Origin of the sequence: Streptomyces violaceorubidus (assembly GCF_000717995.1) — a bacterium.
Lineage (GTDB): Bacteria > Actinomycetota > Actinomycetes > Streptomycetales > Streptomycetaceae > Streptomyces > Streptomyces violaceorubidus.
Genome location: NZ_JODM01000007.1, coordinates 65,912 through 90,444, shown reverse-complemented (window position 1 = coordinate 90,444; position 24,533 = coordinate 65,912). Strand labels below are relative to the sequence as shown.

24 protein-coding genes and 2 pseudogenes are annotated in these 24,533 nt (G+C 69.4%); 11 read left to right on the top strand and 15 right to left on the bottom strand.

Going from position 1 to position 24,533, the window contains the following annotated elements:
• The first annotated feature begins 600 nt into the window (after positions 1-600).
• The 3 genes from IE94_RS0112980 (at position 601) to IE94_RS37160 (ending at position 4,329) form a co-directional block, all read left to right on the top strand.
• On the top strand, positions 601-1,146 hold the full coding sequence (locus IE94_RS0112980) for a hypothetical protein (protein ID WP_030182746.1): 546 nt from the start codon (positions 601-603) through the stop codon (positions 1,144-1,146).
• Positions 1,147-1,676: 530 nt separating this feature from the next.
• Complete coding sequence (locus IE94_RS0112975) at positions 1,677-3,575, top strand: hypothetical protein (protein ID WP_157849345.1); 1,899 nt, start codon at positions 1,677-1,679, stop codon at positions 3,573-3,575.
• 178 nt (positions 3,576-3,753) lie between these two features.
• The gene (locus IE94_RS37160) at positions 3,754-4,329 is read left to right on the top strand and encodes a hypothetical protein (RefSeq protein ID WP_167343955.1); all 576 of its coding nucleotides are present in this window, start codon (positions 3,754-3,756) and stop codon (positions 4,327-4,329) included.
• Between the two features lie 296 nt (positions 4,330-4,625).
• Here the strand turns inward: IE94_RS37160 and IE94_RS39890 are convergent, their stop codons facing one another.
• Both IE94_RS39890 and IE94_RS0112965 read right to left on the bottom strand, forming a co-directional pair.
• On the bottom strand, positions 4,626-5,063 hold the full coding sequence (locus IE94_RS39890; protein WP_157849343.1) for a hypothetical protein: 438 nt from the start codon (positions 5,061-5,063) through the stop codon (positions 4,626-4,628).
• Between the two features lie 373 nt (positions 5,064-5,436).
• On the bottom strand, positions 5,437-6,684 hold the full coding sequence (locus IE94_RS0112965; protein ID WP_157849342.1) for a hypothetical protein: 1,248 nt from the start codon (positions 6,682-6,684) through the stop codon (positions 5,437-5,439).
• Between the two features lie 151 nt (positions 6,685-6,835).
• Here IE94_RS0112965 and IE94_RS0112960 point away from each other — a divergent pair.
• From IE94_RS0112960 to IE94_RS37950, 3 genes and pseudogenes are all read left to right on the top strand, one after another.
• Positions 6,836-7,309 (top strand): annotated as a pseudogene (locus IE94_RS0112960) (ABC transporter ATP-binding protein); the annotation flags it as partial.
• 126 nt (positions 7,310-7,435) lie between these two features.
• The gene (locus IE94_RS0112955; RefSeq protein ID WP_030182739.1) at positions 7,436-9,136 is read left to right on the top strand and encodes a SpoIIE family protein phosphatase; all 1,701 of its coding nucleotides are present in this window, start codon (positions 7,436-7,438) and stop codon (positions 9,134-9,136) included.
• A gap of 216 nt (positions 9,137-9,352) precedes the next feature.
• Positions 9,353-10,490: pseudogene (locus tag IE94_RS37950) on the top strand (alkaline phosphatase PhoX).
• A gap of 65 nt (positions 10,491-10,555) precedes the next feature.
• Here the strand turns inward: IE94_RS37950 and IE94_RS0112940 are convergent.
• The 6 genes from IE94_RS0112940 to IE94_RS0112915 form a co-directional block, all read right to left on the bottom strand.
• Complete coding sequence (locus IE94_RS0112940) at positions 10,556-11,011, bottom strand: hypothetical protein (protein WP_037922483.1); 456 nt, start codon at positions 11,009-11,011, stop codon at positions 10,556-10,558.
• A 45-nt stretch (positions 11,012-11,056) separates the two neighbouring features.
• On the bottom strand, positions 11,057-11,458 hold the full coding sequence (locus tag IE94_RS37490; protein WP_030182734.1) for a cupredoxin domain-containing protein: 402 nt from the start codon (positions 11,456-11,458) through the stop codon (positions 11,057-11,059).
• Between the two features lie 38 nt (positions 11,459-11,496).
• A complete protein-coding gene (locus IE94_RS0112930; RefSeq protein WP_030182732.1) occupies positions 11,497-12,054 on the bottom strand; it encodes a COG4315 family predicted lipoprotein in 558 nt (185 codons plus the stop codon).
• Between the two features lie 301 nt (positions 12,055-12,355).
• On the bottom strand, positions 12,356-14,116 hold the full coding sequence (locus tag IE94_RS0112925; protein WP_030182729.1) for a lysyl oxidase family protein: 1,761 nt from the start codon (positions 14,114-14,116) through the stop codon (positions 12,356-12,358).
• A 138-nt stretch (positions 14,117-14,254) separates the two neighbouring features.
• Positions 14,255-14,797, bottom strand: coding sequence for a 2'-5' RNA ligase family protein (locus IE94_RS0112920; RefSeq protein WP_245235230.1), 543 nt, complete (start codon positions 14,795-14,797; stop codon positions 14,255-14,257).
• Positions 14,794-15,288, bottom strand: coding sequence for a GNAT family N-acetyltransferase (locus IE94_RS0112915; RefSeq protein ID WP_030182723.1), 495 nt, complete (start codon positions 15,286-15,288; stop codon positions 14,794-14,796). The genes IE94_RS0112920 and IE94_RS0112915 overlap by 4 nt, the downstream gene beginning before the upstream one ends.
• A 150-nt stretch (positions 15,289-15,438) precedes the next feature.
• Here IE94_RS0112915 and IE94_RS0112910 point away from each other — a divergent pair, with 150 nt between their 5' ends.
• The gene (locus IE94_RS0112910; protein ID WP_245235229.1) at positions 15,439-15,630 is read left to right on the top strand and encodes a hypothetical protein; all 192 of its coding nucleotides are present in this window, start codon (positions 15,439-15,441) and stop codon (positions 15,628-15,630) included.
• Between the two features lie 20 nt (positions 15,631-15,650).
• On the opposite strand, the gene IE94_RS0112905 is transcribed toward IE94_RS0112910, so the two are convergent.
• Together IE94_RS0112905 and IE94_RS0112900 are read right to left on the bottom strand one after the other, a co-directional pair.
• Positions 15,651-16,310, bottom strand: a complete 660-nt coding sequence (locus IE94_RS0112905; protein WP_030182718.1) for a lysophospholipid acyltransferase family protein — start codon at positions 16,308-16,310, stop codon at positions 15,651-15,653.
• Positions 16,311-16,416: 106 nt separating this feature from the next.
• Positions 16,417-16,875, bottom strand: a complete 459-nt coding sequence (locus IE94_RS0112900) for a MarR family winged helix-turn-helix transcriptional regulator (protein WP_030182715.1) — start codon at positions 16,873-16,875, stop codon at positions 16,417-16,419.
• 61 nt (positions 16,876-16,936) lie between these two features.
• Here IE94_RS0112900 and IE94_RS0112895 point away from each other — a divergent pair, with 61 nt between their 5' ends.
• The gene (locus IE94_RS0112895) at positions 16,937-17,305 is read left to right on the top strand and encodes a VOC family protein (protein ID WP_030182712.1); all 369 of its coding nucleotides are present in this window, start codon (positions 16,937-16,939) and stop codon (positions 17,303-17,305) included.
• Here IE94_RS0112895 and IE94_RS35470 read toward each other — a convergent pair.
• The 5 genes from IE94_RS35470 to IE94_RS0112870 all read right to left on the bottom strand — a co-directional run bounded on the left by IE94_RS35470 (position 17,283) and on the right by IE94_RS0112870 (position 20,925).
• Positions 17,283-17,756, bottom strand: coding sequence for a serine hydrolase (locus IE94_RS35470; RefSeq protein WP_245235236.1), 474 nt, complete (start codon positions 17,754-17,756; stop codon positions 17,283-17,285). The two genes, IE94_RS0112895 and IE94_RS35470, sit on opposite strands and share 23 nt — an antisense overlap.
• A 76-nt stretch (positions 17,757-17,832) precedes the next feature.
• Positions 17,833-18,288 carry an ATP-binding protein gene (locus tag IE94_RS0112885; protein ID WP_030182709.1) on the bottom strand — a complete coding sequence of 152 codons (456 nt, stop codon included), beginning with the start codon at positions 18,286-18,288 and terminating at the stop codon, positions 17,833-17,835.
• Positions 18,288-18,713 carry an STAS domain-containing protein gene (locus tag IE94_RS0112880; RefSeq protein WP_030182708.1) on the bottom strand — a complete coding sequence of 142 codons (426 nt, stop codon included), beginning with the start codon at positions 18,711-18,713 and terminating at the stop codon, positions 18,288-18,290. Before IE94_RS0112880 ends, IE94_RS0112885 begins: the two co-directional genes overlap by 1 nt.
• Positions 18,710-19,606, bottom strand: a complete 897-nt coding sequence (locus tag IE94_RS0112875) for an STAS domain-containing protein (RefSeq protein WP_030182705.1) — start codon at positions 19,604-19,606, stop codon at positions 18,710-18,712. The genes IE94_RS0112880 and IE94_RS0112875 overlap by 4 nt, the downstream gene beginning before the upstream one ends.
• Before the next feature lie 149 nt (positions 19,607-19,755).
• Positions 19,756-20,925 carry a PP2C family protein-serine/threonine phosphatase gene (locus IE94_RS0112870; RefSeq protein ID WP_030182702.1) on the bottom strand — a complete coding sequence of 390 codons (1,170 nt, stop codon included), beginning with the start codon at positions 20,923-20,925 and terminating at the stop codon, positions 19,756-19,758.
• Between the two features lie 182 nt (positions 20,926-21,107).
• Here IE94_RS0112870 and IE94_RS0112865 point away from each other — a divergent pair, with 182 nt between their 5' ends.
• The 3 genes from IE94_RS0112865 (at position 21,108) to IE94_RS0112855 (ending at position 24,526) form a co-directional block, all read left to right on the top strand.
• Complete coding sequence (locus IE94_RS0112865) at positions 21,108-21,542, top strand: MarR family transcriptional regulator (protein WP_030182700.1); 435 nt, start codon at positions 21,108-21,110, stop codon at positions 21,540-21,542.
• Positions 21,543-21,933: 391 nt separating this feature from the next.
• Entirely contained in the window at positions 21,934-23,340 is a 1,407-nt protein-coding gene (locus tag IE94_RS0112860) for a cytochrome ubiquinol oxidase subunit I (RefSeq protein ID WP_051777486.1), read from the top strand.
• 157 nt (positions 23,341-23,497) lie between these two features.
• Positions 23,498-24,526 carry a cytochrome d ubiquinol oxidase subunit II gene (locus IE94_RS0112855; protein WP_051777484.1) on the top strand — a complete coding sequence of 343 codons (1,029 nt, stop codon included), beginning with the start codon at positions 23,498-23,500 and terminating at the stop codon, positions 24,524-24,526.
• Positions 24,527-24,533: the final 7 nt, after the last annotated feature.

Genomic DNA, 24,533 nt, shown 5'->3' with positions numbered 1-24,533 from the left:
CCCCACTGCCCACAGCCATCCCTTAGCACCGTTCCGCTCCCGCGCCATCCGTTTCGAGAGATGCACCGTCAACAAGCACCGAAAATGATCGTTTCCGTCAACACTTTCGACCGGATGCTGCACCTCTGTGAAATCAGTGACACCAGCGGCGAGGGAGGTTGGCGTGAAGTTACAGATGAAGGACATTCACGTAGATGGAATACTCGGACTGTGAGACTAACGGCTCTACGATTCCTCTTATCTCCGATCACTTGCTGGCGAGCGATGAAGGCGATACAACATTCGGGATGGGTACTTTCGTTCGACGTCGCTTGGCGAGCGACTCGCCTGCGGACGCACCCGGACGAGCTGGTCTTACAACGACACGGCCGCTACCCCTCCCCTCCTGGACCCGTGCACTAGATCGCACGAGCTGCCACTCCGAAGATCGTGGCGCACCCGAAGGGCATGATCCAAGCGCCGCCGTCAGGAAATATTTGATCTTCGATGCGGGCTATTTTTCGCCATTCCCGAAGAGTCAGGTGGGGACGGAAGCATGTCACGGTATAACTGGGAATCTTCCTGTCATACAGAGCGGACGGTTCGGGGGAAGAAAGACCTATGCCTGATGCGATGGATCTCTCACTGGTTGCCAGCAGCACCTTGCCTGCCATCTGCACCTTTTTCTTACAGCGAGTGGACTCGCTGCTGAATCGCCGTCGCGCGGGCAGGGTACCCGCCCCAGATGCATTGCCAGAGGTGCCACCGCAGCTTGTAGGCGCGCTGCAGCTACCTCTGAACGCCAACCCTGAGCGGCTGAACTCTCAAGCGGCGGCACTTGAGGCGCTCGCCCTAAGCCTGGAGCACTACCGGCGCGGCTCCGTCCCCATCACCGCCTCTGACCCGCTGCTGCTGCAGACCCTGGGCAGAATGCGCGAGGCACTCGAAGACGTGTATGGCCAGCGGTTCACCTTCGAGGGCGAACAGCGTGCCCCGTCCGGTCCGACCACGGAACACCGATACGAGCGGGTGGCTGGCGAGGTCATCGGTCTGGAAGCTCAGGACACCATCCGGGGCCAGGCCACGTCCGTCATCCATGCGAAGTCCGTGGAACGGGGGGCGAAAGTGGTGGGCATGAAGGCCCGCAACATTGAGGCGAGTGACTGACCCGGCGCTGAATGCCCTGGCTCGAACGACGCCGAGGGGCAGTACCGGGCCGCCACCAGCTGTCAAAACGGATCTCGATCCCGTCCACCTTGCCTGGCGCTAGGAGTTCACGAATGCCCTTCCCCGGCAGCGATGCCGACGTCCCCGGCCTCGCCACTGGAACGCCTCACGATGGGGCGGGTCCGGACACGGCGGGCGCGTCTCCGCGAGAGAAGCAGCAGCCCCAGACCGTGGATGCTCCGGCCCTGATCGAAGTGCCGGCTCAACGGGCCGTAGAGGGCCCGGGAGAGAACCTGGCGTCGGCAAGCCTTCCTCCCGCCGAGAGCACGCCACCCTTGGCCCACCAGAGGACATCGGACGACTCCCCCACTAGGGACGCGTCGACGGGCACAGCGAAGGGAACCGAGAAACCCACTGAGCGGGTAGTCCCGCACGTCGAGGTTAAGGCAGACCTCAACCAAGGCACTCTGGTGGGGCAGTGGTTCGAGGCGGTCCAACGCCACAGCGGAGCCGAACTGACCCCACAGTGGGTGGATGAGCAACTCGCGGACTACGTCCCGATCGAGGACCAGGCCAGTGCGGCCAAGGCACTGCGCGACAATCAGGTCCTCGTGCTCGTCGCCGACAAACTCGGCAGCGGCCGCTGGACGGCTGCTCTGCATCTGCTGCGCTCACTTGATGAGAATCTGACCCTGCGCCGAGTACGCCGCGATCCAGGCGACGCCTTCAGCATGGAGGGACTGCGTGGCAAGAAGAACACCGGCTGGATCTTGGACCTGCGGGCTGCGGAAGACCACATGCCGAGCAACTGTGACTTCGGCCTGGAGCTCCTCGATACGGCCGATCTAAAGGACGACGGATCCTTTCTGATCGTCCTCGTAGGCACCGGCTTGTGGGGCACCATCGGCCGCGACGTCGGAGAGCTTTCCAAGTCCCCCAGGGTGGCCGATCTGTCTGAGCTATTTGTGCGGGCTCTGACGTCTGCCGGCTCCACCAAGCCCGAACTATTGGCCTCCCATCACCGGTTCGCTCCCGACCTCCCCCGGCTGCTTCCCGGACAGGTGAGGGAGTGGGCCCGCACGATCGCTCTCAGTGAATCCCAGTACCTGGCCGCCACCGGCGGCAGCGAACTGGATGAACAGGGCGTCGACACCATCACGAAGACGGCGAGCCACGCCCTGTCCGGCTGGATGAATGTCCTAGCCGAATGGCACGCATGCGATAACCGCACCAGCTACGACCGCAACTACCTGCTCCTGGTCGCGGTATATGGCGGGGCCCCCATCGACGGCGTCCACACCAAGATCGCATCCCTCGCCACCGCTCTCGGAGAAAAGGGAGAACGAGCGGAATCGTTGTCAGGTCAACAGGGACCCGGCCTGATCCAGCTCGCACGGCAGATCGAGGCGGAACCGCTTTCAGACGGCTCCGTACGCTTCCCAGGCCCCGGCTTCGCAGAAGCGGTCGTGCAGTACTTCTGGCGCGACCGGCCGGAACTCATCGATGCGTTCACCAAGTGGACCGCGCGCCTGTGCCTGGACCTCAAGCACCCTCGGGGGACGGAGCTGGCCGAACGGATGGCTCCCTGGGTGCTCCACCATCTCCAAGCCACCCGGACCACACGACTGTTACGCCTCGTGGTCACCGACTGGGCCGAGGACGAGAACCTTGCTCCACACGCGCACGCGCTCCTGGTTGCCGCCAGCCTCGATCCCGTGGTGGGCGAGTTGACACGCAACGCCACGCGCACGTGGACCACCGATGGGAAGAGCACTACCAGCCTCGAGAAGACCCTTGCACACGTCTTCCAAAGTCTCGCTCCAGCCTACCCACAGCGCTCACTGAGGCGGCTGGGGGAGCTGGCGCTCTCTCGTGACGCCGTCGTCGCGGAGGCTGTCGGCGAGGCCATCAACAACCTGTGGGACAACGGCGAGCTTCATCCCAAGCTGCACTCACTGCTTACCACCTGGTTCACCAGCGCCGAACAGTCTTTGCGCAGCACGGCCGGCAACGCCTTCATGAACTTGACTCTGCAGCTAGACGAGAACGGTCAGCCAGCGTTGCTCGGCGGTCCCGACGCGACGACTCCTGACTGGGTTGTCGACGGATGGCGTACGGCGCTGGAGGCTCCGAGCCCCTCGGCTCTGACCAGACGGGCATGCATCGCCTGGATGGACGCCGCCACAGCCCATGCCCAGGCGGCCGAGCGAGTCATGACTACGCTGGTCCGAGCCGTTCACGACCACCCCACTCACGATCTGAGGGGTCAGCGTTTCTTGAACCTGGTACGACTGGCCGAGCACTGGCTGTTCCAGAGCACGGCCCTCAACGAAGAGGCCCGCGACCTGCTCCGAGCGGACCTGGTACGCCGCGCTGAGCTGGCAGACCCTCTTCGCCCCCAGCCCCGAGGCGACGTGCAAGTTGCTTAGGCTCCCTTCTTTTCTCGCCCGCCACGGGCCCCTCGACCTTTCGTTTACGGTCGCTAGCTCTGAGGGCGGATACCGCTTCGACGTCCGAACCGAGGGCGTATGGACAAGCGGATGGCGCACCCGCCAGCACAATCCGGGGGCAGTCGCCGCCTCCCATGTCATAGACGTGGTGACCCAGTTGGCGAAGACCACCTCAATCCTAGCCGCCGCCGAATTAGAGTATCGGGCGAATGCCCGCCTGGGACTGCCTGACGACCTCTGTGATACCGGCGTGCGCATGCAGTGGGCCACTGCCCATGTCCACGCCCGGCCCGAGGACGCCCTTGATGCCCAGTCCCGTGAGCGCATGGCGGCATCAGCACGCCTACGAAGAGAGGAACAGCAACACCGGATCAACCAGTACGCCGACTTCCGCGATCTTTTGCGCGAGGACCCGACCCTTGCATTGGCACAGCTCCTACTGGAAGATCCCACCTCAATCGCGTCCATGGGGACAGACCTCTTAAGCCAGATCGCTGGTTACATCGCCACGTTCTCACCCGGGGCGCAGTGGGTGCAGACTGCACGGCTTCTGGAATCTGCATTCGGCGAGCTGAAGCCAGATGCCAAGCAGTTCATCGTCGACCGCTTCTGCCTGGCGCTCATGGAGTTCGGAGCCAACGCGCCGGCGGAACACCTGCGCGCGGTGCATCGCTTCACTGAGCCTGAACACACGGCCAGCAAGTTTTCGGATACGGGCCCCACGATTACGTGACTCTGCCGTAATGCCAAGTGAATCTTCCGGTTCGCGATCCTCCTCGCCATCGACAAGACCGTCGGCGCCGATGACAGTCAACACTTCTACACTGTCTGGAACGAACCCGCGCAACGTCCTGAGTCCGCACCCAGTCGCCATAGTCCGCGATCCCGGCGGCCCTTGGAAGCCCAACCTGCTGCACCATGAACCCGCTTCAGGATGCGGATCGCACCGAGCGAGTCGGTGCCGTCAACCATTTCATCCACGGCACAACCGCCCTCTGACTTTGGAGGCGGGTGATCCTTCGGGGACACTCATGGTGCGGAAGCACTGCCTGCCATGGCGTCATAACGGTGAAGGACTGGCATGACCTGCTCCAGAAGTGTTCGGGCTGCCGCTGTGAGACTCGGGGGCTTCACCGTCTCCAGTACGGGGGTGCCGGTGTCCTTCTCGACGATTGCGGCGATCCGCTTCAACTCTGACGGCCGCACGTTGGCCGCATCGGCGGCAGTTTCCAGCGCATGGTGCTCAAGTAGCAGGCTGATCTTCTTCAGCCGTCCCACTGACTTCCATCCAGAGAACGCCCGATAGACGACGGGAGGGATGACGAGTCCCTGTGTCGTGGCGGCGAAGTCCCGGGGTACTCCGACCGCGCTCCGGATCGGAATGTTGTGTCTTCTGGCGACGTTGAGGAGGGTTGTCGAGACCGCTCCGATCTCATCGGCGATGTCGGAAAAGGTTCGGTGCTGCACGACGTACTGCTCATACAGCCAGTCGCGGTCGATCTGGTAGGCATATCCGGGGCGGTGCCCCTGTTTTCGGATCTCGATTCCAGCGCTGCTCAGGGCTAGCTTGAGAACGGTGATGCTAGCACCGGTGGTGTCCCTGAGCTTTTGGAGGGAGAGCCCCTGATTGACGTAGAGATCTCGAAGGATCTCTGGGGCGGGGCAGCGGTACGGGGACTTCTCGCATGCACGCCAGATACGGCGTCGGGACTATCGGCGTGCAGGCGGGCGTAGCACTCGAGCACCGGCTTGGCATCGTGCAGGAGTTGTCTGCCCTCGGCGGTAAGCCGCGGCGGTTCCGAGGTGTTCAGGAGGCGGAACCCGGTGGAATTCTCGATGACTACCGTCTGCCGTTGAAGGTCTGCCACGTGGATGCCGCAGGCTGCTGCAGCCTGCGGCACCGTGGGGTGACGATCAGCAGACTGACGTTTCTGACCCGCTGCACCGCGTTGCGTCCGCAGAAAGCCTGATACACGGCGGGGGGCAGGTCCAGTCCGCGAGTGGTCTCGATGAAATCCCGGGGCACTCCAGCGTGTCGTCTGATCGAGAAGCCGAGCGTGCGGGCGATGCGGCGAACAGTGCGCACGTTCATTTCGACTTCTTCGGCTATCTCGGCAAAGCCTCGACACTTCACGGCGTACTGCTCATAGAGCCAGTCACGATCGAGGCGGTATCCCCAGCTGGCCCGCTCCCGGGGTTGGCGTATGACTACGCCGGCTTCTTGGAGTACCGCCTTGAGCACCTCCACGCTGGAGCCGGTGGTCTTGCCCATCTTCCGGAGAGAAAGGCCCTGGGTGACGTACAGGTCATGCAGGGTGGCCGCGTCTGGGACCACGGTCTGCGGACCGCGAGGGGAGACGAGAGGCTTCCGTTGAACTGTGGAGATGGTGCTGGCGAGTTCGACGTACAGGCGGGCGTGCTCGATTCCGATGCCAAGCGAGTCGGCCACATCGGTGATTTTGTGGTGGCGTGCTGCGGTGCGCCGGAACTCCTCCGCGCTGATATCGGCTGGTTCGGTGCCGGGCCAGGGGATGCCGCTCACCCACTCTGGCGATGGTTCCCAGGTGACGGGTTCGTCGATGCCCCGTCGCTTCATGTGTCCGGCAGCCTGGTCGAGCAGGAAGGCACGCACCGCGGGATCCGCCCGAAAGCGCAGGTCGTTCAGGCGGGGGTCGGAGTCGGTGAGAGTGCCGGTCCACATGGCCGTGAGATAGCGGTCCAGAGCGTCGAGGCTTCGGTCGGTGGGAGTGCGCCAGCCGTTTCGGGCGACGAGTTGCCGATAGGCCCGACGATCGATGGCCAGCCCTGTGTCGGCCAGGCTCCGGCGCCGCTGATAGTCGATGGGCGACCCGTGATCGTCGAGGGCGTCGGCCAGTTGTGTCAGCGCGGCCAGCAGGGGCGTTAGATACTGGCGGTCGAGGCGGGTGACCATGCTCTTGACGAAGGTCGAGGGCACAGGGTCGCCGAGAAGTTCGAGTGCGTCGCGATAGACACGGCTGGTAGAGCGGACGACCAAAAGGAGTGCGCTGAGTCCGGCCCGGAACTCGACGACCTTCACGCCCCTGAGCCCGCCGATCTGGTGCGGCATGAGCCTCATGCTCCACGACGGCCACAGCGTCGCCGGGATCGCCGCGGCGCGGCGCTCGATCAGCTCGGGGTGGGCGGCGGGCGGTCGCGGGGTGCGTGAGGTCGTGGCGAAGCGCAGCCGGTCGATGATCCGCAGGCGGGTGTCGATGACCGTCAACTACGCCGTCGCCGGCCCCGTCGTCGCCAAACTCCCCGACGGCCTGCGCAGCCTGCTGGCCCGCGTGTTCCGCGGCGCCATCGAGCTGTCCGGCGGCGAATGGCAGAAGGTGGGCCTGGCCCGCACGCACTGGCGCAGCTCGACCTCCCGGGCGGACGGCATCCTCATCGTGGACGAACCGACCTCCGCCCTCGACCCCGAAGCCGAAATCGAGGCCTTCGACCGCATCCGCCGCCTCGCCGCCCCGAACCGGGCCGTCGTCCTGGTCACCCACCGCATGTCCGGCGTCCGCCGCGCCGACCACATCTACGTCCTGGACAACGGACACCTCGCCGAGCACGGCACCCACGACGAACTCGTCGCCGCCCGCGGCCGGTACGCCGCCATGTTCGACGCGCAGGCGGCCCAGTACGCCCCGGCCCCGAACATCCCGAACCCCGCCGCGCCGACCGTGCCGGACCAGGTATGACCCCCTCGGCCCTTTCCCACGACGTCCCGTCGGCGCCCTCGTCGCCGATCCCGCCGACCCGACCGGCCGTGTCACCACGCCCGGCATCGCCCCGTGTTCCATGCTGGCCATGAGGAGGGCAGAGACATGCGAGGACAAGGTCCCTCGGCACCTGGTGGACACACTCCCGCGGACGGACCGGGAGCCGAGTCCGCCTGGCTGGACTCACTGACCGCCGCCGCGTACCTGGCGGACGAGCACGGCGTCATCACGGCCGTCAACGCGAGCGCCGAGCGGCTCCTCGACCGGTCCGCCGCCGAACTGCTCGGGCGGGACGCGCATGAAACCCTGCACCGCAACGCCCTCGGCCAGCCCGAACCGAGAAGCGAGTGCCCGCTGCGGCAGGCCGCCCTGGCGAGCCGCACGGCGCAGGGCGGCGAGCTCTGGTTCGAGCGGGGCGACGGCTCGGTCGCGCCGGTGGCCTGGCTGGTCACCGGATACGACGACGGCATTCGGCGGGGCACCCTGGCGCTCTTTCACCCCCTGGACGACACGGAGCCCGGTTCGCTCCAGGAACCGCTGTCCCAGCTGGAGCGCTTGGCGCTGTTCGCGGAGCTGACCACCCAGCTGACCTCGACGATGGACGTCGAGGAGGTGCTGAACCGGCTGGTTCGCCTGCTGGTGCCGCGGCTGGCGGACTGGGCCGTCGTCGACCTGATCCACGAGGCGGGCGAGGTCCGGCGTCGTGTCGTGGTCCATGCGGAGGACGGAGCACTGAAGAACCGGGAGGATCTCGTCGGGCCCATGCCGGCGGTACCCCAGGAGTCGCAGTTCCCTCTCTCCCGTGCCCTGAGGGGCGCCGCGTCCACGTTGGCGGGCCCCGAGACGTACCGGGGAGAGCCGGACTCGGCAATCGCCGTGGAACAGCGTCGGCTCTTTTCCGCCACAGGGATCCAGTCCGCCGCCATCGGCCCCATCCCCGGCCTCCGGGACGTGCTGGGCGCCCTGACTCTGGGCCGCTCCACGTGCTCGCGCCCTTTCACCACCGCCGACCTGCCGCTGCTGGAGGAGATCACGCGGCGGGCGGGGCTGGCCCTGGACAACGCCCGTCTCTACGAGCGGCAGCGGAAGGTGTCGGAGACGATGCAACGTCACCTCCTGCCGCAGCTGCCACGCGTCCCGGATCTGCGGATGACCGCCCGCTACGTGCCGGCACCGGACGCCTCCCAGGTCGGCGGCGACTGGTACGACGCGTTCGTCCTGCCCGACGGCGCGACCGTGCTGGTCATCGGGGACGTCGTCGGACACGACCTGGACGCGGCGGCCGACATGGCCCAGCTGCGGAACATGCTGCGCGCCTACGCCTTCTCCGAGCAGAAGCCGCCCAGCAAGATCGTCGAATGGCTGGACCAGTCCGCCATGCAGCTGTCCGGATCCGACATGGCCACCCTCGTCCTGGCCCGGCTCTCGAAGGTCGAGTCCCTCGGATGGGAGCTGACCTGGACCAACGCGGGCCACCCACCACCACTGCTCGTCACCCACGAGGGCGAGACCCAGTACCTCACCGACGGGCACGGCATTCTCCTGGGGACCGGAATGTCGGCGCCCCGTCCGGACGTGTCACTGCTTCTGCCCCCCGGTGCCACCCTGCTGCTGTACACCGACGGCCTCATCGAGGAGCCCGGAGCGTCGCTCGACGACGGACTCGCCCGGCTGAGCCGCGAGGCCGCCGCCCTCTCGCACCACTCCCTGGACACCTTCGCGGACGAGCTGCTCGCCCGCGCCCGCCCCGCGGCCAACGAGGACGACATCGCCCTTCTCGCCCTGCGCACCGCAAGCCGACCGTGAACCGCGCGCGGTGCGCCGGGCATCGGAGGGGGCGGGCCCGGACCCGTCACGACCGTCGTCGGCGCCCTCGTTCTCCGCTCGCCGGGTCGTCACGGGTTGGTCGCGTGGAGTTCGCTCGCGTGATCCTTATCGAATCGATGGCGTGACCGTACTGTCCTGCGTGGCCGGCCGGCAGCGTTCAACGCCATCGTTTCGTCTGTCCCGAACGGAGATGACATGGAACGTCGCAGCTTCCTGCGTGGTGCCGTCATCGGCACTTCCGCCGCAGCGTTCGGCGGCTCCCTCATGCGCGGCGCCGCCTATGCGGCCCCCGCCCAGAACGGTCCGGGCCCCTACGGTGCGCTCGGCGCGGCCGACACCAACGGCATCCAGTTGCCGAGCGGTTTCCGCAGCCGGGTGATCGCGCGCTCCGGCCAGAAGGTCGGCAGTACCTCGTACACCTGGCACAGCGCTCCCGACGGCGGTGCCTGTTTCGCCGACGGCGCGGGCTGGATCTACGTCTCCAACTCGGAGATCAACCCCGGCGGCGGCGCGAGCGCCGTCAGGTTCGACTCCTCGGGCACGGTCACCGACGCCTACCGCGTCCTGTCCAACACCCGTCAGAACTGCGCGGGCGGCGCCACCCCGTGGAACACCTGGCTGTCCTGCGAGGAGATCAGCCTGGGGTACGTCTACGAGACCGATCCGTACGGTGTGAAGGCCGCGGTCCGCCGTGACGCGATGGGCAGGTTCAAGCACGAGGCAGCCGCTTGCGACCCGGTCCGCAAGGCGATCTACCTGACCGAGGACGAGACGGACGGCTGCTTCTACCGCTTCGTCCCCTCCACCTGGGGCAACGTGTCCGCCGGCACCCTTCAGGTCCTCGTGGCCGGCACGGCCGCCTCCGGCTCCTTCACCTGGGCGACGGTGCCCGACCCCGACGGAGCCCCGACCACGACACGCCGTCAGGTCTCCGGTGCCAAGCGGTTCAACGGCGGTGAGGGCTGTCACTACGCCAACGACACCGTCTGGTTCACCACCAAGGGCGACAACCGCGTCTGGCAGCTCAACCTCGCGGACAGTACCTACGAGCTGGCCTACGACGACAGCCTCGTCAGCCCCGGCACCGCCCCGCTGACCGGTGTCGACAACGTCACCGGTTCCTCCTCCGGCGACCTGTTCGTCGCCGAGGACGGCGGCAACATGGAGATCTGCGTCATCACCCCGGACGACGTCGTCGCCCCGTTCCTGCGGATCGGCGCTCAGAGCGGCTCGGAGATCACCGGACCGGCCTTCTCACCCGACGGCACCCGGCACCAGCGGGAGCTCCTCCGGCGGCATCACCTACGAGGTGACCGGTCCGTTCCGGAAGTAGCACTGCCCCGCACGCGGTCACCGCCGGGGCACGGCCGGTCCGGCGGCCGGCGTCCGCCGCGGCGTTCAGTGCCGTCCCCGGGGCCGGCCCCGGGGACGGACGAGCAGCAGGTACACCAGGGCGAGTACGGCGACCGCCTGCGCCACGACGGTGGCCTCCTTCTCTCCGTACCAGATCGGCTCGTACATGTTCGGGACCGGCCCCAGTTCGCCGACGTCCACATAGCGGTACACGAGCAGGAGCGCGAGTCCGCCCGCCGCCACCGCGGTGGCGAAGAGGTCGCCGGGAAGGCGGCGCCAGAGCAGGACGAGCACGGCGGCCAGCGCCGCGAGTGCCGCCTCGACGCGGAAGAGGGTCCCCTGGCTGACGCCGGCCGAGACGCCGTCGTACTGGTCGGCCAGGTGCGCGTGGACATACGCGTCCACGGCGAGGCCGGCTGCGGCGAGCAGCCGTGCCGCGCCCCTTGCGAGGCGGCCGGCGTCGGCTCGGCGCGCGGGCGGGCCGGTGGGCTGGGAGGACATGGCGGGTCTCCATTCGCGGCGCGGACGGCAGCGCCGGCCAGGGTCTCACTCGACGGTGAGCGTGCCCTTCATGAAGGGGTGGATCGTGCAGTCGTACGGGAAGTCGCCCGGCTTCGACGGCGCCGAGAAGGTGGCGCTCTTGCCCGGATCGATGTCACCGGTGTCGAAGGCCCCGCTCTTGGTCGCCGTCAGGGTGTGCGTGGTCGTGTCGTCGTTGACGACGGTGATCGTCGCGCCCGGGGAGACGGTCAGGGAGGCCGGCTGGAACTTGAAGTCGCTGATGGTGACCCGGGTCCCGCTGCCGGCCGACGGGCCGGTGGTGGTGGACGCGGTCTCGCCGCCACCACCGCCTCCTCCGTTCGAACAGCCGAGGAGGGTGGTCAGGACCAGGGCGCAGGCGGTGGCCGGGGCGATCCGGGCCCGGCCCGGGGGGAACGAGAACGGCATGGTGTCTCCGAGCGTTCGTCGGCCCGACCGGGCCGGGGTCAGTACCCGCCGTCGTTGTTCTGGGGCTTGGTGGTGATCTTCTTGCCCTCGGGGTCGACGACGAACCACCTGGCGCCGAAGGCGTCGACGTCCTGACCATGGGTGTCGCCGGCCTTCTGGTCGTCGGCGAACCGGTACAGCGGGTGCCCGTTGTACGCCACCTGCTCGGACCCGTCGTCGCGTTTGATCGTCTTCAGCAGGTCCTTCTTGACCCCGCCACCCGCGGTCGGTGCGGCCTTGACGGTGAACGGCGGCCACGCCTTGGCGCAGTCCCCGTTGCACATCGACTTGTCGTTCGCGTCCTTCTCGAACAGGTAGAGTGTCCGGCCCTTCTCGTCGACGAGCATCTTTCCGTAGGTGCCGTCTTTGATGTCGACGGCGGGGGAGGTCGACGAGGTCGCGGCGGGCACGACGTCGGTGTCGAGGTCGGCTGCGGCGTTGTGGGTCTCGGTGCCGTCGCCGCCGCCGTCACCGCCGCTGTCCGAACACCCTGTCGCCGCCGAGGCGAGCAGGAGGACGGAGGCCAGGACCGTGACGGTCCTGGTGTGCTGCTTCATGTGGGTCTCCCTGATCGTCGGCCGCCCATGGGCAGCGCGCGGCCCGCCCGATCGGGGCCGTCGGTCTCAGTCCAGCTCAGGGCCGCAGGACGGACCAACCGAGCGGGGCCGTTCGGATGCCGGATGCCGACGGGCAGCCGCGGGATCCGCGACCGGACGGGCACGTCGAGGGCGGGCGGCGGCCTCGCGGGAGCCCAGGCCGACCCGTCGTGGAGCTCCCACCGGTGACGCAGAGGAGCCGACGGCCACCGTGGGGCGGCCGTCGGCTCCTCGCAGCGGGGCGCTGACGCCCCGGGTCAGGTCAGTTCGCGTTCACCAGCTCGTGCGCCGGGACGGTCACCGTCCTCGCGTCCGGCTTGCCGCCGAGGACGATCTTCCGCAGCGCGCTGTTGTTGTCGAGGCTGGTCTCCTTCAGCCGCTTCGCGGGGTTGGCCAGTACCTGGATGTAGTACGTGCCGTTGGGCACGTCCGTGATGTCGAAGGACTGGCCCGGCAGGTCCTGGGAGTACGTGTCACCGGAGCCGACGTCGAGCACCTCGCGGACGGAGATGGAGTTCTCCTCGCCACAGGCGGTGGACAGGTCGGTGTTGTAGGGGTGCCAGTTGGCGTTCTTCACCGTGTAGTCGATCGCGTCGGTGTTGGCCAGGCAGAAGGCCTCCTTGCCGCTGCGCACGGCCTCCTTCTTGTCCGCCTTCAGCAGCCGGTAGCTGGCGAAGTCGGTGAAGTGCCAGTGCACGTGTCCCGGACGCGGGTCCCATTCCATGGTGCCGGTCGGGGTGTAGCCGACCTGCTTGCCCTTGGCGTCGTAGAAGTACTGGTAGGCGTCCATCTTCGACTTGCCCGGCGAGCGGAAGCCGTCCACCACCAGCTGCGCCGGACCGGCGTTCCACACGTTGGCGCTGAAGGCCAGGTAGTCCTTGCCGGGGATGTCCTTCTCCCCGTCGGTGACGACGATGCCGTAGGCCGGCAGCGAGCGCAGGTCGGGCTTCGGGACGTCCGGGACGGCGGGCTTGCCGGCGGGCCGCTTCGCCAGCGGCTGGAGTGCGGGAGCCTTGCGCGAGCCGTCGGTCTGGCCTGCCGTGTCGCCGACCGGCATGGAGCGCGCGGCCTGCTTCTTCTTCAGCGCCCAGGGCAGGGCGGGCGGCGCCGCCTTGAGCGGTCCGTGGCCCACGTTGTACGAGGGGCTCGCCCCGCTGGTGACCGGCGCCGCGGCCTGGGCGGGCGTCGGGGCGTGCCCCGGACCGTGGTCCGCGTGCGCGGCCGGGGTCCGGTGGGCGGTTCCGTGGCCGGCGTGCTCGCCCGCCGTCGCGGACCGGGAAGCGGCCGACGGGGTGGCGGCACCCTGGTCGTCCTCGTAACTCCGCTCCACCACGGTCACCTTGACGGTGGCGGGCTTGTTGGCGATGCCGAACAGGTCACGGTACTTCTTGGCGACGCCGACCTTGGCGGTGTAGGTCCCGGCCTTCAGTGGCACGGCATCGGTGTAGGAACCCGCGTAGGTGTTGGCCGCCCAGCCCTTCTCGACGCCCCACACCGAACCGAGGGTGAACGGGTTGGTGGGGCAGCTCTCCGGATACTTGGAGGTGGCGGGCGCGTCGGGGCGTACCCGGCCGCTGGCGTTGTTCGGGCAGAAGTCCTCGGTCCGGTTGAGGACCTTCTTGCCCTTCTGGTCGGTGATCGTGATCTCCGCGAAGCCGGGCAGCCCGGAGAAGTCCTTCACCGTGCCCTTGGGCAACGTCTTGGCCTTGGCCTTGCCGCCCTCGTACACGGTCTGGGTGACGGTCACCGGGTCCTTGTAGGACTTCCTGGTCACCTTCAGCTCCAGCGGCCTGCCCTCCGCGGTGAGGTAGGTGCCGAGGTCGAGGTAGACGCCCGGATCCTCCTTCCAGGAGGTGAGCGTGAGTGAGTTGGTCGCGGCGATGAGGCTCAGCTTGGGCCCTGTCGCGGCCTTCGCCGGCTCCGCCGTGGCCGCCACGAGTCCGGCGGTCACGGCCATGGCGGCGACGGCCGTGGTGCCCGCGAGCAGCGGACGCCGCAGCCGGGTGGTGCGCGTTCTGGTCATCGATCCCTCGTCCTTCGAGTACTGGGGGGTGCTGTGGGAAGGAAGCAGGCGGGCACGTTGCTGTGCCCGCGCTGTGAGAGGGAACGACGGGTTGCCCGGTTGTCCAGGAGGTGGGAAACCGCGGGAGGTTGGCCGGAACTAGTGGCTGAGCGGCAGTTCGGCGAGGCCCTGCCAGCCGGTGGGGGCGAGGCCGACCACGTGCAGGGTGTTGATCTCCGTGGTGATCGGGAGGGCGGCGGCGGTCCGGCGGGCGATGTCGGCGGCGGCCCGCGGATCCGCGTCCAGGGCGACGGTGAGGTGGACCGGTGGACGGGGACCGAATCGGCCGCCGTAGGGGACCTGCGCCGGAAACGCCGTACGAACGGCGTCGGCCAGTGGGCTCAGTTCGGGCACCGGCACTCCGACGAACCCGCCGGTCCGTTCGACCGAGGCCAGTCCGAGGCGGACCGGGCCGACCGGCAGCGCGAGCCGCAGCCGGTGCAGCTCCGACTCGTCCACCTCGCCGGCGGGCAACCAGGGGTAGAGCAGCGTGGCGTGTGCGGGCAGGCCCGGTCGCACCGCCTGCCCGTCCGTCCCGGCGGCCGACCGCAACAGCGGCTCGGCGTCCGGCAGCAGCGCCACCACCGCCGTCGTTCCCGCCGTGGCCGCCTTCGCCGGTCCACGAGCCGGACGGGGGTTCACGGCCGGAGGTCGCGCCGGTACCAGGTGCCCGGCTTGCCGCCGAGATCCGCCGGGGCGGCGGGCCCGACCGGGACGAAGCCGGACTTGACCAGGACTTTTTGGGACGCGGGGTTGTCGTGGGCGGTGGCCGCGCGCAGGGTGCGCAGTCCGTGCGTCGCCGGTGCCGTCCGGCACAGCTCCTGGACGGTCGCGGTCGCCACGCCTTGGCCGGCGACCCGCTCCGCGACCCGGTAGCCGAGTCGGGCGCCACCGTCCTGGAGGTCGTACAGGTTGAACCTGCCGAGTACCGAGCCGTCCTCGACGACCAGCAGGTAGAAGACGCAGACCCCGTCCTCCTGCTCGGCCAGCGCCGCTTCGTACCGCTCGGTGAACCGGTCGAAGAAGTCGTCACCGCGGTCGGAGATCGAGGCGGCGAAGTAGGCGCGGTTCGCCAGCTCGAAGGCCAGGACCGCCGGTGCGTGGTGGGCACGCAGCCGCTTCAGCTCGGGCATCACCCGACTCTACCTGGATGCGGGTTGATCGACGATGATCAAAAGTGGGTAGGGCAGGAACGAACGACGGAGCTCTGACGACTCAGCCGGAGTGCTGGGCCCGGCAAGGGGGATGCGATGGCCAAGGCGGTACGGGCCTCACTCGGAGAGATGTGGATCACGTGTCAGGTCTGCAAGAGTGATCTCTTCCGCGAGCGGGGGGTCAAACTCAACAGCACGGGCGGGGAGTTGTTCAATCTGGCCTGGGCGGACGAGACCGCCACGGGGCTGATCTGCCTGCGTTGCGGTTTCGTGCACCTCTTCGTCAACCGGCAGATACAGCTGCACCGCGCCAAGGACTGAAGCACGCGCGGGCGGCGGGGTCAGGCGCGGCGCGCGGCATCGCCGAGGTGGGTCACCGCCGTCCGCCAGGCGGTGGTCACCGCGGCCCTGGCCCCTGCCGTGCGCGCGGCGTGGTCACCGGTCAGTTCCAGCGGTGCGCCGACGTGGACGTGGAGAGCCGGTCGGCGCACGGGAGCCGTGACGAGACCCGCGAGTTGCTTCACCGCCCGGCCCGAGGTGATCCGGCGGGCGCCTGCCTGTCCCACGGGCACCAGGGGGGCTCCGGTGCGCTCGACGAGCCTGGACAGGCCGCTGCGGAAGGGGCCGGGGGGTGTCTCCGCGGCGTCCCTGCGGTGGGGCAGGCCGCCCTCGGCGTAGAGGAGGACCAGCCGCCCCCGCTCCAACGCGTCGACTGCCGAGTCCAGTGCGGCCGCGGCCCGCCGGTCGCCGCGCACGACGGGGATGTGTCCCTCCCGGGCGAGGGCCCGGCCGAGGACCGGGACGCGCCACAGTCCGGCGGCCGCCATGACGACCGGCTCTCCGCCGAGGCGGCGGAGGGCGGCGATCACGACGGCCGGGTCCGCGAGGGAGGTGTGGTTGGCGGCGATGATGCTGCCCGGCGCGAGTTCGGCACTCGGGTCGGCGGTCAAGGACAGACGGCCGACGGCGGGCACCAACAGGTCCGCGATGCGGCTGAGCATGAGCAGTCTCCCGGTCCCGGCGATGTCGGTCTTCATCGTCGGTGGCGGGCGACGGTGTCGGCATGAGTCGTCGTACTCATCTTCGTCATCGCGCCGGCGGTACGGACTACCGGCCGTCGTCACCGTCGCGCAGGGCACGGACCATGCTCCGCAGGCTGCGGAACGCGCTCGACTGCTCGGCCTCCGTCATGCCGGACAGCATCCTGACCTCGACCGACCGGACCGCTGCCGTCGCCTTCTCCAGGCTCCGTCGTCCGCGCGGGGTGAGCCGCGCGGGGAGGGCCTTCCCCACGGGCGCCTCCGCGGGCCTGGTCACGTAGCCGTCTCGTTCCAGGGCCTGGAGCAGCACGTTCATCGTCTGCCGCGTCACGAACGCGCCCCGCGCCAGCTCGGAGTTGGACAGGCCCGGCCGCTGCGCCAGCAGTTCGAGGCAGGAGTAGTGCGTCACGCTCATGCCGAGTGGCCGCAGCACCTCCTCCATGGCTGTGCGCAGGGCGCTGGAAGCCTCCTTCAGCAGGTAGCCCAGTGAGGCGTCGAGGTCGACGCCGGCATCCTTTTGACTCATGTCAGCATTCTGACATACCGTCTCGTGTCAGGAATCTGACACAGACAGAAGGAGCATCGTCATGCCCGCCACCGGCCCCGACTTCCTCTCCCTCCAGGTACGCGACCTCGACACCTCCCAGGCCTTCTACGAGCAGTACCTCGGCCTCGTCCGCTCACCGGCGGGACCCGCGCACGCCGTCGTCTTCGACACGAAGCCGATCGCGTTCGCGGTGCGCGACATCGCGCCCGGCACCGACCTCGGCTCCGCCGCCCGGCCCGGCATCGGTGCCGCGATCTGGCTCCACGCCACCGACGTCCAGCGGACCCACGACGCTCTCGCCGCCGACGGCCACACCATCGTCTCCGCGCCGGTCGACGGCCCCTTCGGCCGGACCTTCACCTTCGCCGACCCCGACGGCTACCACATCACCCTCCACGACCGGGCCTGACGAACGCGTTCAGGATCCCCCGCAGGTCGTGGTACGACAGGGTGGTCGGCGATTCGGGCGGTGCCGCGGGAAGGCGACCGCGGCGCGGGTAGCCGTCGGGGACACCCCCGACGAGGGCGGTCACGGCTTCCGGCACGATCTGCCGGTCGCCGACGGCCCCGCCGCAGCGGACGAGTTCGCCGAGGCGGGCCACGTCGCGCGCGGTGGCACTGAAGCCCCCGCAGGCCGCCTCGGCCCCGTCCGTGTCGACGAGATAGTAGGCGTCCTCCTCCGCCCCGATGCGGGACCAGATCATCTCGGACATCAGCGCCGAGGTGCTGAGACCGGTGATCCGTCGCAGGACCTCGGCGAGTGCCTCGACGTTGCCGTTCTCGTAGCGGAACTCCGTGCCGGGCTCGCCGGCGGCCCGGGCGGTCGCGAGGTGTCGCGGATGGTCGCGGGCCCCGAGCAGCCGTAGGGGCGCAGACGCGGGGCGAGGACGGCGAAGTAGCGCCGCGCCTCCAGGGCCTCGTCGTCCCCTACCCCGCTCATGATCCGCCGGTACGGGCGGCGGGGAGGACGGTGGTCCAGTCGGTGATGGTGACGGTGGTGCCCCGTCCGGGACGGCTGTCGAGGGTGAACTCCTGGACGAGCCGCTTGGCTCCGCTCAGGCCCAGGCCCAGGCCGCCGCCGGAGGTGTATCCGTCGGTCATCGCCAGCTCCGGGTCCGGAATCCCGGGTCCCTCGTCCGTGAAGGCCAGCCGCAGTCCGCGGCCGGCACCGTCTTCGAGGTGTGTCATCTCCACGTGCCCGCCGCCGCCGTGCACGAGCGTGTTGCGGGCCAGTTCGCTGGCCGCGGTCACCAGCTTCGTCTGCTGCACCAGGCTGAAGCCGAGGCCGGCCGCGGCCTGGCGTACTTCGTGACGGACCCAGGCCAGGTCGGCGTCCGAGCCGATGTGCAGACGTGTGGTCGCGGCGGATGCCGAGGCGGATGGGGCATGCATCACACACCCCCTTCCGGGGGAACGGGGAGAGCGGACACAGGGGCTCGTCCCAGCAGGGACAGGGCCGCTTCGACGTCCAGGGCGGTCACCGGGCCGGGCAGGGTCAGGCCCAGCTCCACCAGGGTGATGGCCACGGCAGGGCGCATCCCGGCCAGGACCGTGCGCGTGGCCAACAGGCTCGCGGCCGCCGCGATCTCGGCCAGGACGCGGCCGAGGAAGGAGTCGACGATCTCCACGCCGGAGATGTCTATCACCACGCCTTGCAGGGGCGCGGGGCCGGAGGCGATGCGGTGGGCCAGGTCGTCCTGCAGTTGTTCGGCCGCCCCGTCGTGCAGTTCTCCCCGCAGCGTGACCAGCAGGACGTCCCCCAGCGCGAGCACCGGCACGGGCGCCGGCGCCGGCCGGGAGGTGGGGAGCCCGGTCACGGAGCGCTCGCTCCCGCGGCCGGACGCGGGGAGACGACGATGCCCTGCCGGGTGAGGGCGTGCGCCAGGGCGTCGGCCAGGGAGGCGCGCGTGGTGATCGAGCCGAGGTCGATGCCGAGGTGGACGATGGTCTGGGCGATGGCGGGACGGATCCCCGAGACGATGCATTCGGCCCCCATCAGGCGGGCCGCGGCGACGGTCTTCATCAGGTGCTGCGCCACGAGCGAGTCCACGGTCGGCACACCGGTGATGTCGAGGATGGCGTACCGGGCGCGCTGGCCCACGATCGCCTCCAGCAGGTTCTCCATCACGACCTGGCTGCGGGCACTGTCCAGGGTGCCGATGAGCGGCACGGCGACGATGCCTTCCCACAGCCGTATGACCGGGGTGGCGACCTCCAGCAGTTGCTCGCGCTGGCGGGCGATCAGCTCCTCCCCGGCGTGCACCGTCGTCTGCAGCACCACGAGGCGGAGCGTGCCCATGAGAACCGTCAGCGCCACCAGGCAGGCGTGCGTCCGCTCGACGGCGTCTTCGTCGAAGTCGGCCCGCAGCAGCGCGCCGACCGGCTCGCGCAGGCCGGCGATCTCGTCGGCGATCTGCGACGGGTTCTGCCCGGCCCGGCTCCGGGAGGCGGACATCCGCCCCAACTGGTCCCGCACCGCGCCGAAGCCGGGCGCCGTGACGTCCTCCAGCCGACCGGTGCGGGCCACCTCCGCCAGGGCGTCCACCACGGCCTTGCACGCCTCGACCGCCTCGTCCCTGGAGACGGTGAAGACCGTGCGGAACAGCGCGGCGTCCGCCCACCGCTGGGCGATCTGCTCGCGACGGCGTTCCAGGAAGGCGCCCAGTTCCTGCGCCGTCCCGAGGGCCGTGTCGTGCTCCGCCACCTGCATCGTCTCCTTGCTGTGCCCGGTACCCGGCCGCCGAACGACGGGCCATGAGGCAATAATTGTCGGATGACAAACATTAGCGTGATGCAACGTTAGCGTGATGCGCCGGGTGGAACAACACGCGATCGTCGCGACCGGACGGCCTCGACCGGTCAGCCGTCCCGTCTTCCGTACCAGTCCAGGCACATGACCAGGGCGTCGTCGTCCGGCACGGTCTCACCGCGGTGGCCGGTCAGCTCCCGCAGGATGGCGCGCGGCACCTCCGCGGCAGGCAGCAGCCTGGTGGCGTGGATGGCGCCGGCGAGGGCCGCTTCCCCGTAGCTCTCCCCCTTCGGCGAGGCCACCGCGTGGACGCCGTCACTGACGCAGACGAGCCGGTCACCGGGTTCCACGGGGAAGTCCTGCGCCACGTAGTCGGTCTCCTCGAACATGCCCAGGGGCAGTTGGGCCTCGAAGGCCACACGCTCCACCTTGCCGTCCCGCAGCCGCAGCAGCTGGGGGGAGCCGGCGTCCACCACGCTCGCCCGGCCGGCGGCCAGATCGAAGTCGAACATGAGGACGGACAGGTAGGAGCGCCCCCGGTAGTGCGCGTAGACCGCCTGATCGGCCAGAGCGGCCTGGTCGGCGATGGAAATGCCGGCGCGTCGCGCGTTGCGCAGCGCGTTGATCGCCAGGCTCGTCAGCAGGGACGCCTCGACGCCCTCGCCCATGCCGTTGGTCACGTACAGCATCAGATGGTCGGCGGTGGCGGACCAGTCGAAGTTGTCGCCGTAGATGGCATAGGCGGGCTCCAGCTGTGCACCCAACTCGTACTCGGGACGGGAGCAGGAACGGCCGGGCAGCAACTGCCACTGCATCTCGGCGGCCAGTGTCAGCCGGTCCCGACGCCGCGCCTGCAGGTAGAGATCGGTGTCGCGTTCCGCCACGACCACCTCGTGCCCCAGTACGGAGGCGATCTCTGCCAGCTCCGACTCCCACTCCCGGGCCGCGTCCGTGCCGGGCAGCGTGACGCTCAGCACGCCGAGCCGGTCGCCGCGCACACTGACCGGGAGGTGCAGGCGCGCCCGCCCGCCCCCGGCGTCCTCGCGGTAGGGACTCTGCGAGCCGAAGGCCCGCCCGGCGGGACTGTTGTGCACCGACACCGGCTCCATGGTGTGCGGGAGCACCGACACCGGCTGAAGCACGGTCAGGCCGTAGTCCGCCATGAACAGCTCGACGTCCTCCGCACCATACTGCTCGGCCAGTACGGCACGGATGGCGTCGAGCAGCTCGTGCGGGGCCGCCGTACGCAGGGCGCGCTCTGTGGTCACAAATCTGTTCATGAGGGGAAATGCACCTTCCTTTCGTCCTGCAACGGAACGCGTCGGGCTCACGGAGTCGCACAAGCGGCTCCGGACCGTCTGTACGCGGCGAGTGCGCCTAGTACGCTGGCAGGCACCCCAGCGCCTGCGAGAGTGTGATCGTGACTGTCTTCCGCCGCCCGGAGCCCGACGAGGTCGCGCGCGTGACCACGACGGCCGTTGAGCTGCTGGAGGTCGTGTGGGGGCGGGCTTCCACGGCGCCCACGTCGGCCTCCCAGCTCCGCGTGCTGCATATCCTCGAGCACCACGACGGCATCAACCTGCGCACCCTCGCCGAGTCCCTCGCCTCCACGCCACCGTCCACCAGCCGACTGTGCGACCGCCTGCACGCGGCCGGATTCGTCGAGCGGGTGACGCGTCCGGAGGACAGGCGCGAGGTGCGGCTGCACCTCAGCAGCCGGGGCCGAGCGTTCCTCGCCGACCTGCGCGTCCGAAGGGAGAAGGAGCTGCGGAAGGTGCTGGCGGACATGCCCGCCGCCAAGCGAGTGGCCCTGCTGGAAGGGCTGGAGGCGTTCTGCGACACCGCGGCGGCGCAGACGCACGGTGACGTGACGGACTCCAACAGCCGCACCGCCTGACCGGGCGCCGGCAGCACCGGCGGCCCCGCACGCAGGCGACAGCGCTCGACGCGCGGAGTGGTTCCCGCCCATCGGAGCATCTCAGGTCCTCTCCCCTCGTACCCGACCTCGCCACCCTGTTGCCGATGACTATTGTTGTCAAATGGCAACTAAGCGCGTGTGACCCTTGCCCTGACCCGTGTACCCGCTCACGGCGAGTTCTGCCACGTCTGTGTGCCATGTCGCTCCGCCCCGGACGGGGCTGGGCCGCGCGCCCGCCCCCGTCGAGGCGTGGCGCGGGTGGTTCAAGGGCTCGTTGCCGCTACCGTCGGGGGGCACAAACCGGTGCATATGCAACACGGCACCGGGCATGGCTCACTGGTGGGAGGCAGGCGTGGCCGTCACGCACGATCTGGCCGCGACTGCGTGGCCGGCCGTCCTGTCGGCCGTCGACAAGGTGTCCGAGGGGGACCTCGCCGCGGCCCGGGCGCAGATGGGGTTCTCCCTCGCCTGGCACATCGTCGTCGCGTGTCTCGGTGTGGGGCTGCCCGCGCTGACGCTGATCGCCGAGTGGTACGGCATCCGTACCGGAAACCCGGCCCACCGGCTCCTGGCACGCAGATGGGCCCGTGCGATGGGTGTGCTCTTCGCCGTGGGCGCGGTGTCCGGCACGATCCTCAGCTTCGAGATGGGGCTGCTGTGGCCGGGTCTGATGGGGAGGTTCGGCCAGGTCATCGGTCTGCCCTTCGCCCTGGAGGGCATCGCCTTCTTCATCGAGGCGATCTTCCTGGGCATCTACCTCTACGCCTGGGACCGCCTCCCGCCCCGGCGGCATCTGCTCACCGGGCTGCCGATCGTGGTGGCGGGTGTCGCCTCGGCGTTCTTCGTGGTCTGCGCCAACGCCTGGATGAACCAGCCCCGCGGCTTCGTGCTGCGCGAGGGGAAGGTCGTCGACGTGGACCCCTGGGCCGCCATGCTCAATCCCGCGAGCCCGCCGCAGACCGTGCACATGATCCTCGCCGCGTTCATGGTGGCGTCCTTCACGACGGCGGCGGTCTACGCGGTCGCTCTGCTGCGGGGCCGCCGGGACGCCTATCACAAGGCCGGGTTCTACATCCCCTTCACGCTGGGAGCCGCGGTGACACCCTTCCAGCTCGTCGTGGGCGACTGGGCCGCGCGGTTCCTGGCGGAGTTCCAGCCGGCGAAACTGGCGGCGATCGAAGGGGTGTTCACCACCGGTTCGCACGTGCCGCTGACTCTCGGCGGCGTCGCTCGTGACGACGCCCTGCGCTATGGCCTTGAGATCCCCAACGGCCTCTCCCTGCTGGTCGGCTACTCGCCGAGCACCGTGGTCCAGGGCCTGGACAAGGTGCCGCGCGGCCAGTGGCCGGCGGTGACGGGGGTGCACTGGGCGTTCGACATCATGGTGGGGATCGGACTGTTCCTGCTGGCCCTGGGCGCCTGGCTGCTGCTCTCCTGGTGGCGTGGACGCCGGAGCCGGGACGAGCTGCTGGACCAGCGCGGTTCCCGGCTGTTCCTGGTGCTGGCCGCGATCGGCGGTCCGGCCTCGGTGGTCGCGCTGGAGAGCGGCTGGTGCGTCACCGAACTCGGGCGGCAGCCCTGGATCGTCTGGGGAATCATGAGCGTGCGTGATGCCGTGAACCCGGCGCCGGGCCTCATGACCGGACTGTGGCTGGTCCTGATCGTCTACGCCGGCATGACCGTCGCCACCGTCTATGTACTCCGCCGCCTCGCCAAGGGCACCGCCGTGCCCCTGGCTCCGCAGGAGCAGGACGTCGAAAGCTATCCCGTCGTATGACCACCCCTGTGACCGGCCCTGTGACCGGCCGTACGACCGGCCCGGGGTCTCCCGGCGCGCCTTGCCGTCCACGCCGCCCGGAGCACTCCCCCGCCGACCGCTTCCACCCCCTGAACCGCTTCTCGCGCCGCTCAGGCGGCCGGCCTCGGAGGTGACCGTGCTCGCAGACACGGCTCTTGCTGTCATGTGGGTGGGCCTCACCTGCTACGCCCTGTTCGGCGGGGCGGACTTCGGGGCCGGCGTGTGGGACCTGCTCGCCGGCGGGTCCCGGCGCGGACTGCCCCAGCGCCGCCTGATCGAGCACAGCATCGGTCCCATCTGGGAGGCCAACCACGTATGGCTCATCTTCGTGATCGTGCTGCTGTGGTCGGCGTTCTCCCCCGTGTTCGCCGCCGTCTTGTCCACGCTCTACCTGCCGCTGACGCTCGCGGCTCTCGGCATCATCGCGCGCGGGGCCGCCTTCGCCTTCCGCAAGGCGAGCACCGAGCTGTGGCAGCAACGGCTCTTCGGGGCCTTCTTCGCCCTGTCCTCCCTGGTCACACCGTTCTTCCTCGGCGCTGTCGCCGGGGCGGTCGCCTCCGGGCGGGTACCGCCGGGCCTCGCCGCCGGCAACGTCATCACCAGCTGGCTCAACCCCACCTCCGCCCTCGGCGGCGTCCTCGCGGTCACCGCCTGCGCCCATCTCGCCGCGGTCTACCTGTGCGCCGACGCCGCCCGTGACGGCGAACGGGAGCTCGCCCCGGTCTTCGCCCGTCGCGCCGTCATCAGCGGGCTGGTCAGTGGCGCCGTCGCGGGAGCCGGAGTCGCCGTGCTGCACGCCGACGCCCCCGAGCTCTTCCACGGTCTGACCCACCGCGCGCTGCCGCTGGTCGTCCTCAGTGCCGTCGCCGGTCTCCTCGGCCTCGTCCTGCTGCACCGCAACCGCTTCGTGCTGGCCCGTCCCGCCGCGGCCCTGGCGGTCGCCGCGATCCTGTGGGCGTGGGGCGCGGCGCAGTACCCCGCGATGCTGGTCGGCGGGACGACGGTCGAGCAGGCCGCCTCGGACGGTGCGGTCCTGGCGGCCTGCCTGGTGGTGCTGGCTGTGGGAGCCCTGCTGCTCGTGCCCTCGCTGTGGCTGCTGTACGCCACGTTCCAACGGCGCACGCCTGCCGCCGGGACCGGCTCCCGGCCCTCCGCCGACTCCTGACGGGCGT

Bases quoted from the DNA above. Each gene is read 5' to 3' on its own strand.
- IE94_RS0112980 (WP_030182746.1), top strand. From the start codon at position 601: ATGCCTGATGCGATGGATCTCTCACTGGTTGCCAGCAGCACCTTGCCT.
- IE94_RS0112965 (WP_157849342.1), bottom strand. From the start codon at position 6,684: ATGCCGCACCAGATCGGCGGGCTCAGGGGCGTGAAGGTCGTCGAGTTC.
- IE94_RS0112955 (WP_030182739.1), top strand. From the start codon at position 7,436: ATGCGAGGACAAGGTCCCTCGGCACCTGGTGGACACACTCCCGCGGAC.
- IE94_RS0112940 (WP_037922483.1), bottom strand. From the start codon at position 11,011: ATGTCCTCCCAGCCCACCGGCCCGCCCGCGCGCCGAGCCGACGCCGGC.
- IE94_RS37490 (WP_030182734.1), bottom strand. From the start codon at position 11,458: ATGCCGTTCTCGTTCCCCCCGGGCCGGGCCCGGATCGCCCCGGCCACC.
- IE94_RS0112930 (WP_030182732.1), bottom strand. From the start codon at position 12,054: ATGAAGCAGCACACCAGGACCGTCACGGTCCTGGCCTCCGTCCTCCTG.
- IE94_RS0112925 (WP_030182729.1), bottom strand. From the start codon at position 14,116: ATGACCAGAACGCGCACCACCCGGCTGCGGCGTCCGCTGCTCGCGGGC.
- IE94_RS0112915 (WP_030182723.1), bottom strand. From the start codon at position 15,288: ATGCCCGAGCTGAAGCGGCTGCGTGCCCACCACGCACCGGCGGTCCTG.
- IE94_RS0112910 (WP_245235229.1), top strand. From the start codon at position 15,439: ATGTGGATCACGTGTCAGGTCTGCAAGAGTGATCTCTTCCGCGAGCGG.
- IE94_RS0112905 (WP_030182718.1), bottom strand. From the start codon at position 16,310: ATGCTCAGCCGCATCGCGGACCTGTTGGTGCCCGCCGTCGGCCGTCTG.
- IE94_RS0112900 (WP_030182715.1), bottom strand. From the start codon at position 16,875: ATGAGTCAAAAGGATGCCGGCGTCGACCTCGACGCCTCACTGGGCTAC.
- IE94_RS0112895 (WP_030182712.1), top strand. From the start codon at position 16,937: ATGCCCGCCACCGGCCCCGACTTCCTCTCCCTCCAGGTACGCGACCTC.
- IE94_RS0112885 (WP_030182709.1), bottom strand. From the start codon at position 18,288: ATGCATGCCCCATCCGCCTCGGCATCCGCCGCGACCACACGTCTGCAC.
- IE94_RS0112875 (WP_030182705.1), bottom strand. From the start codon at position 19,606: ATGCAGGTGGCGGAGCACGACACGGCCCTCGGGACGGCGCAGGAACTG.
- IE94_RS0112870 (WP_030182702.1), bottom strand. From the start codon at position 20,925: ATGAACAGATTTGTGACCACAGAGCGCGCCCTGCGTACGGCGGCCCCG.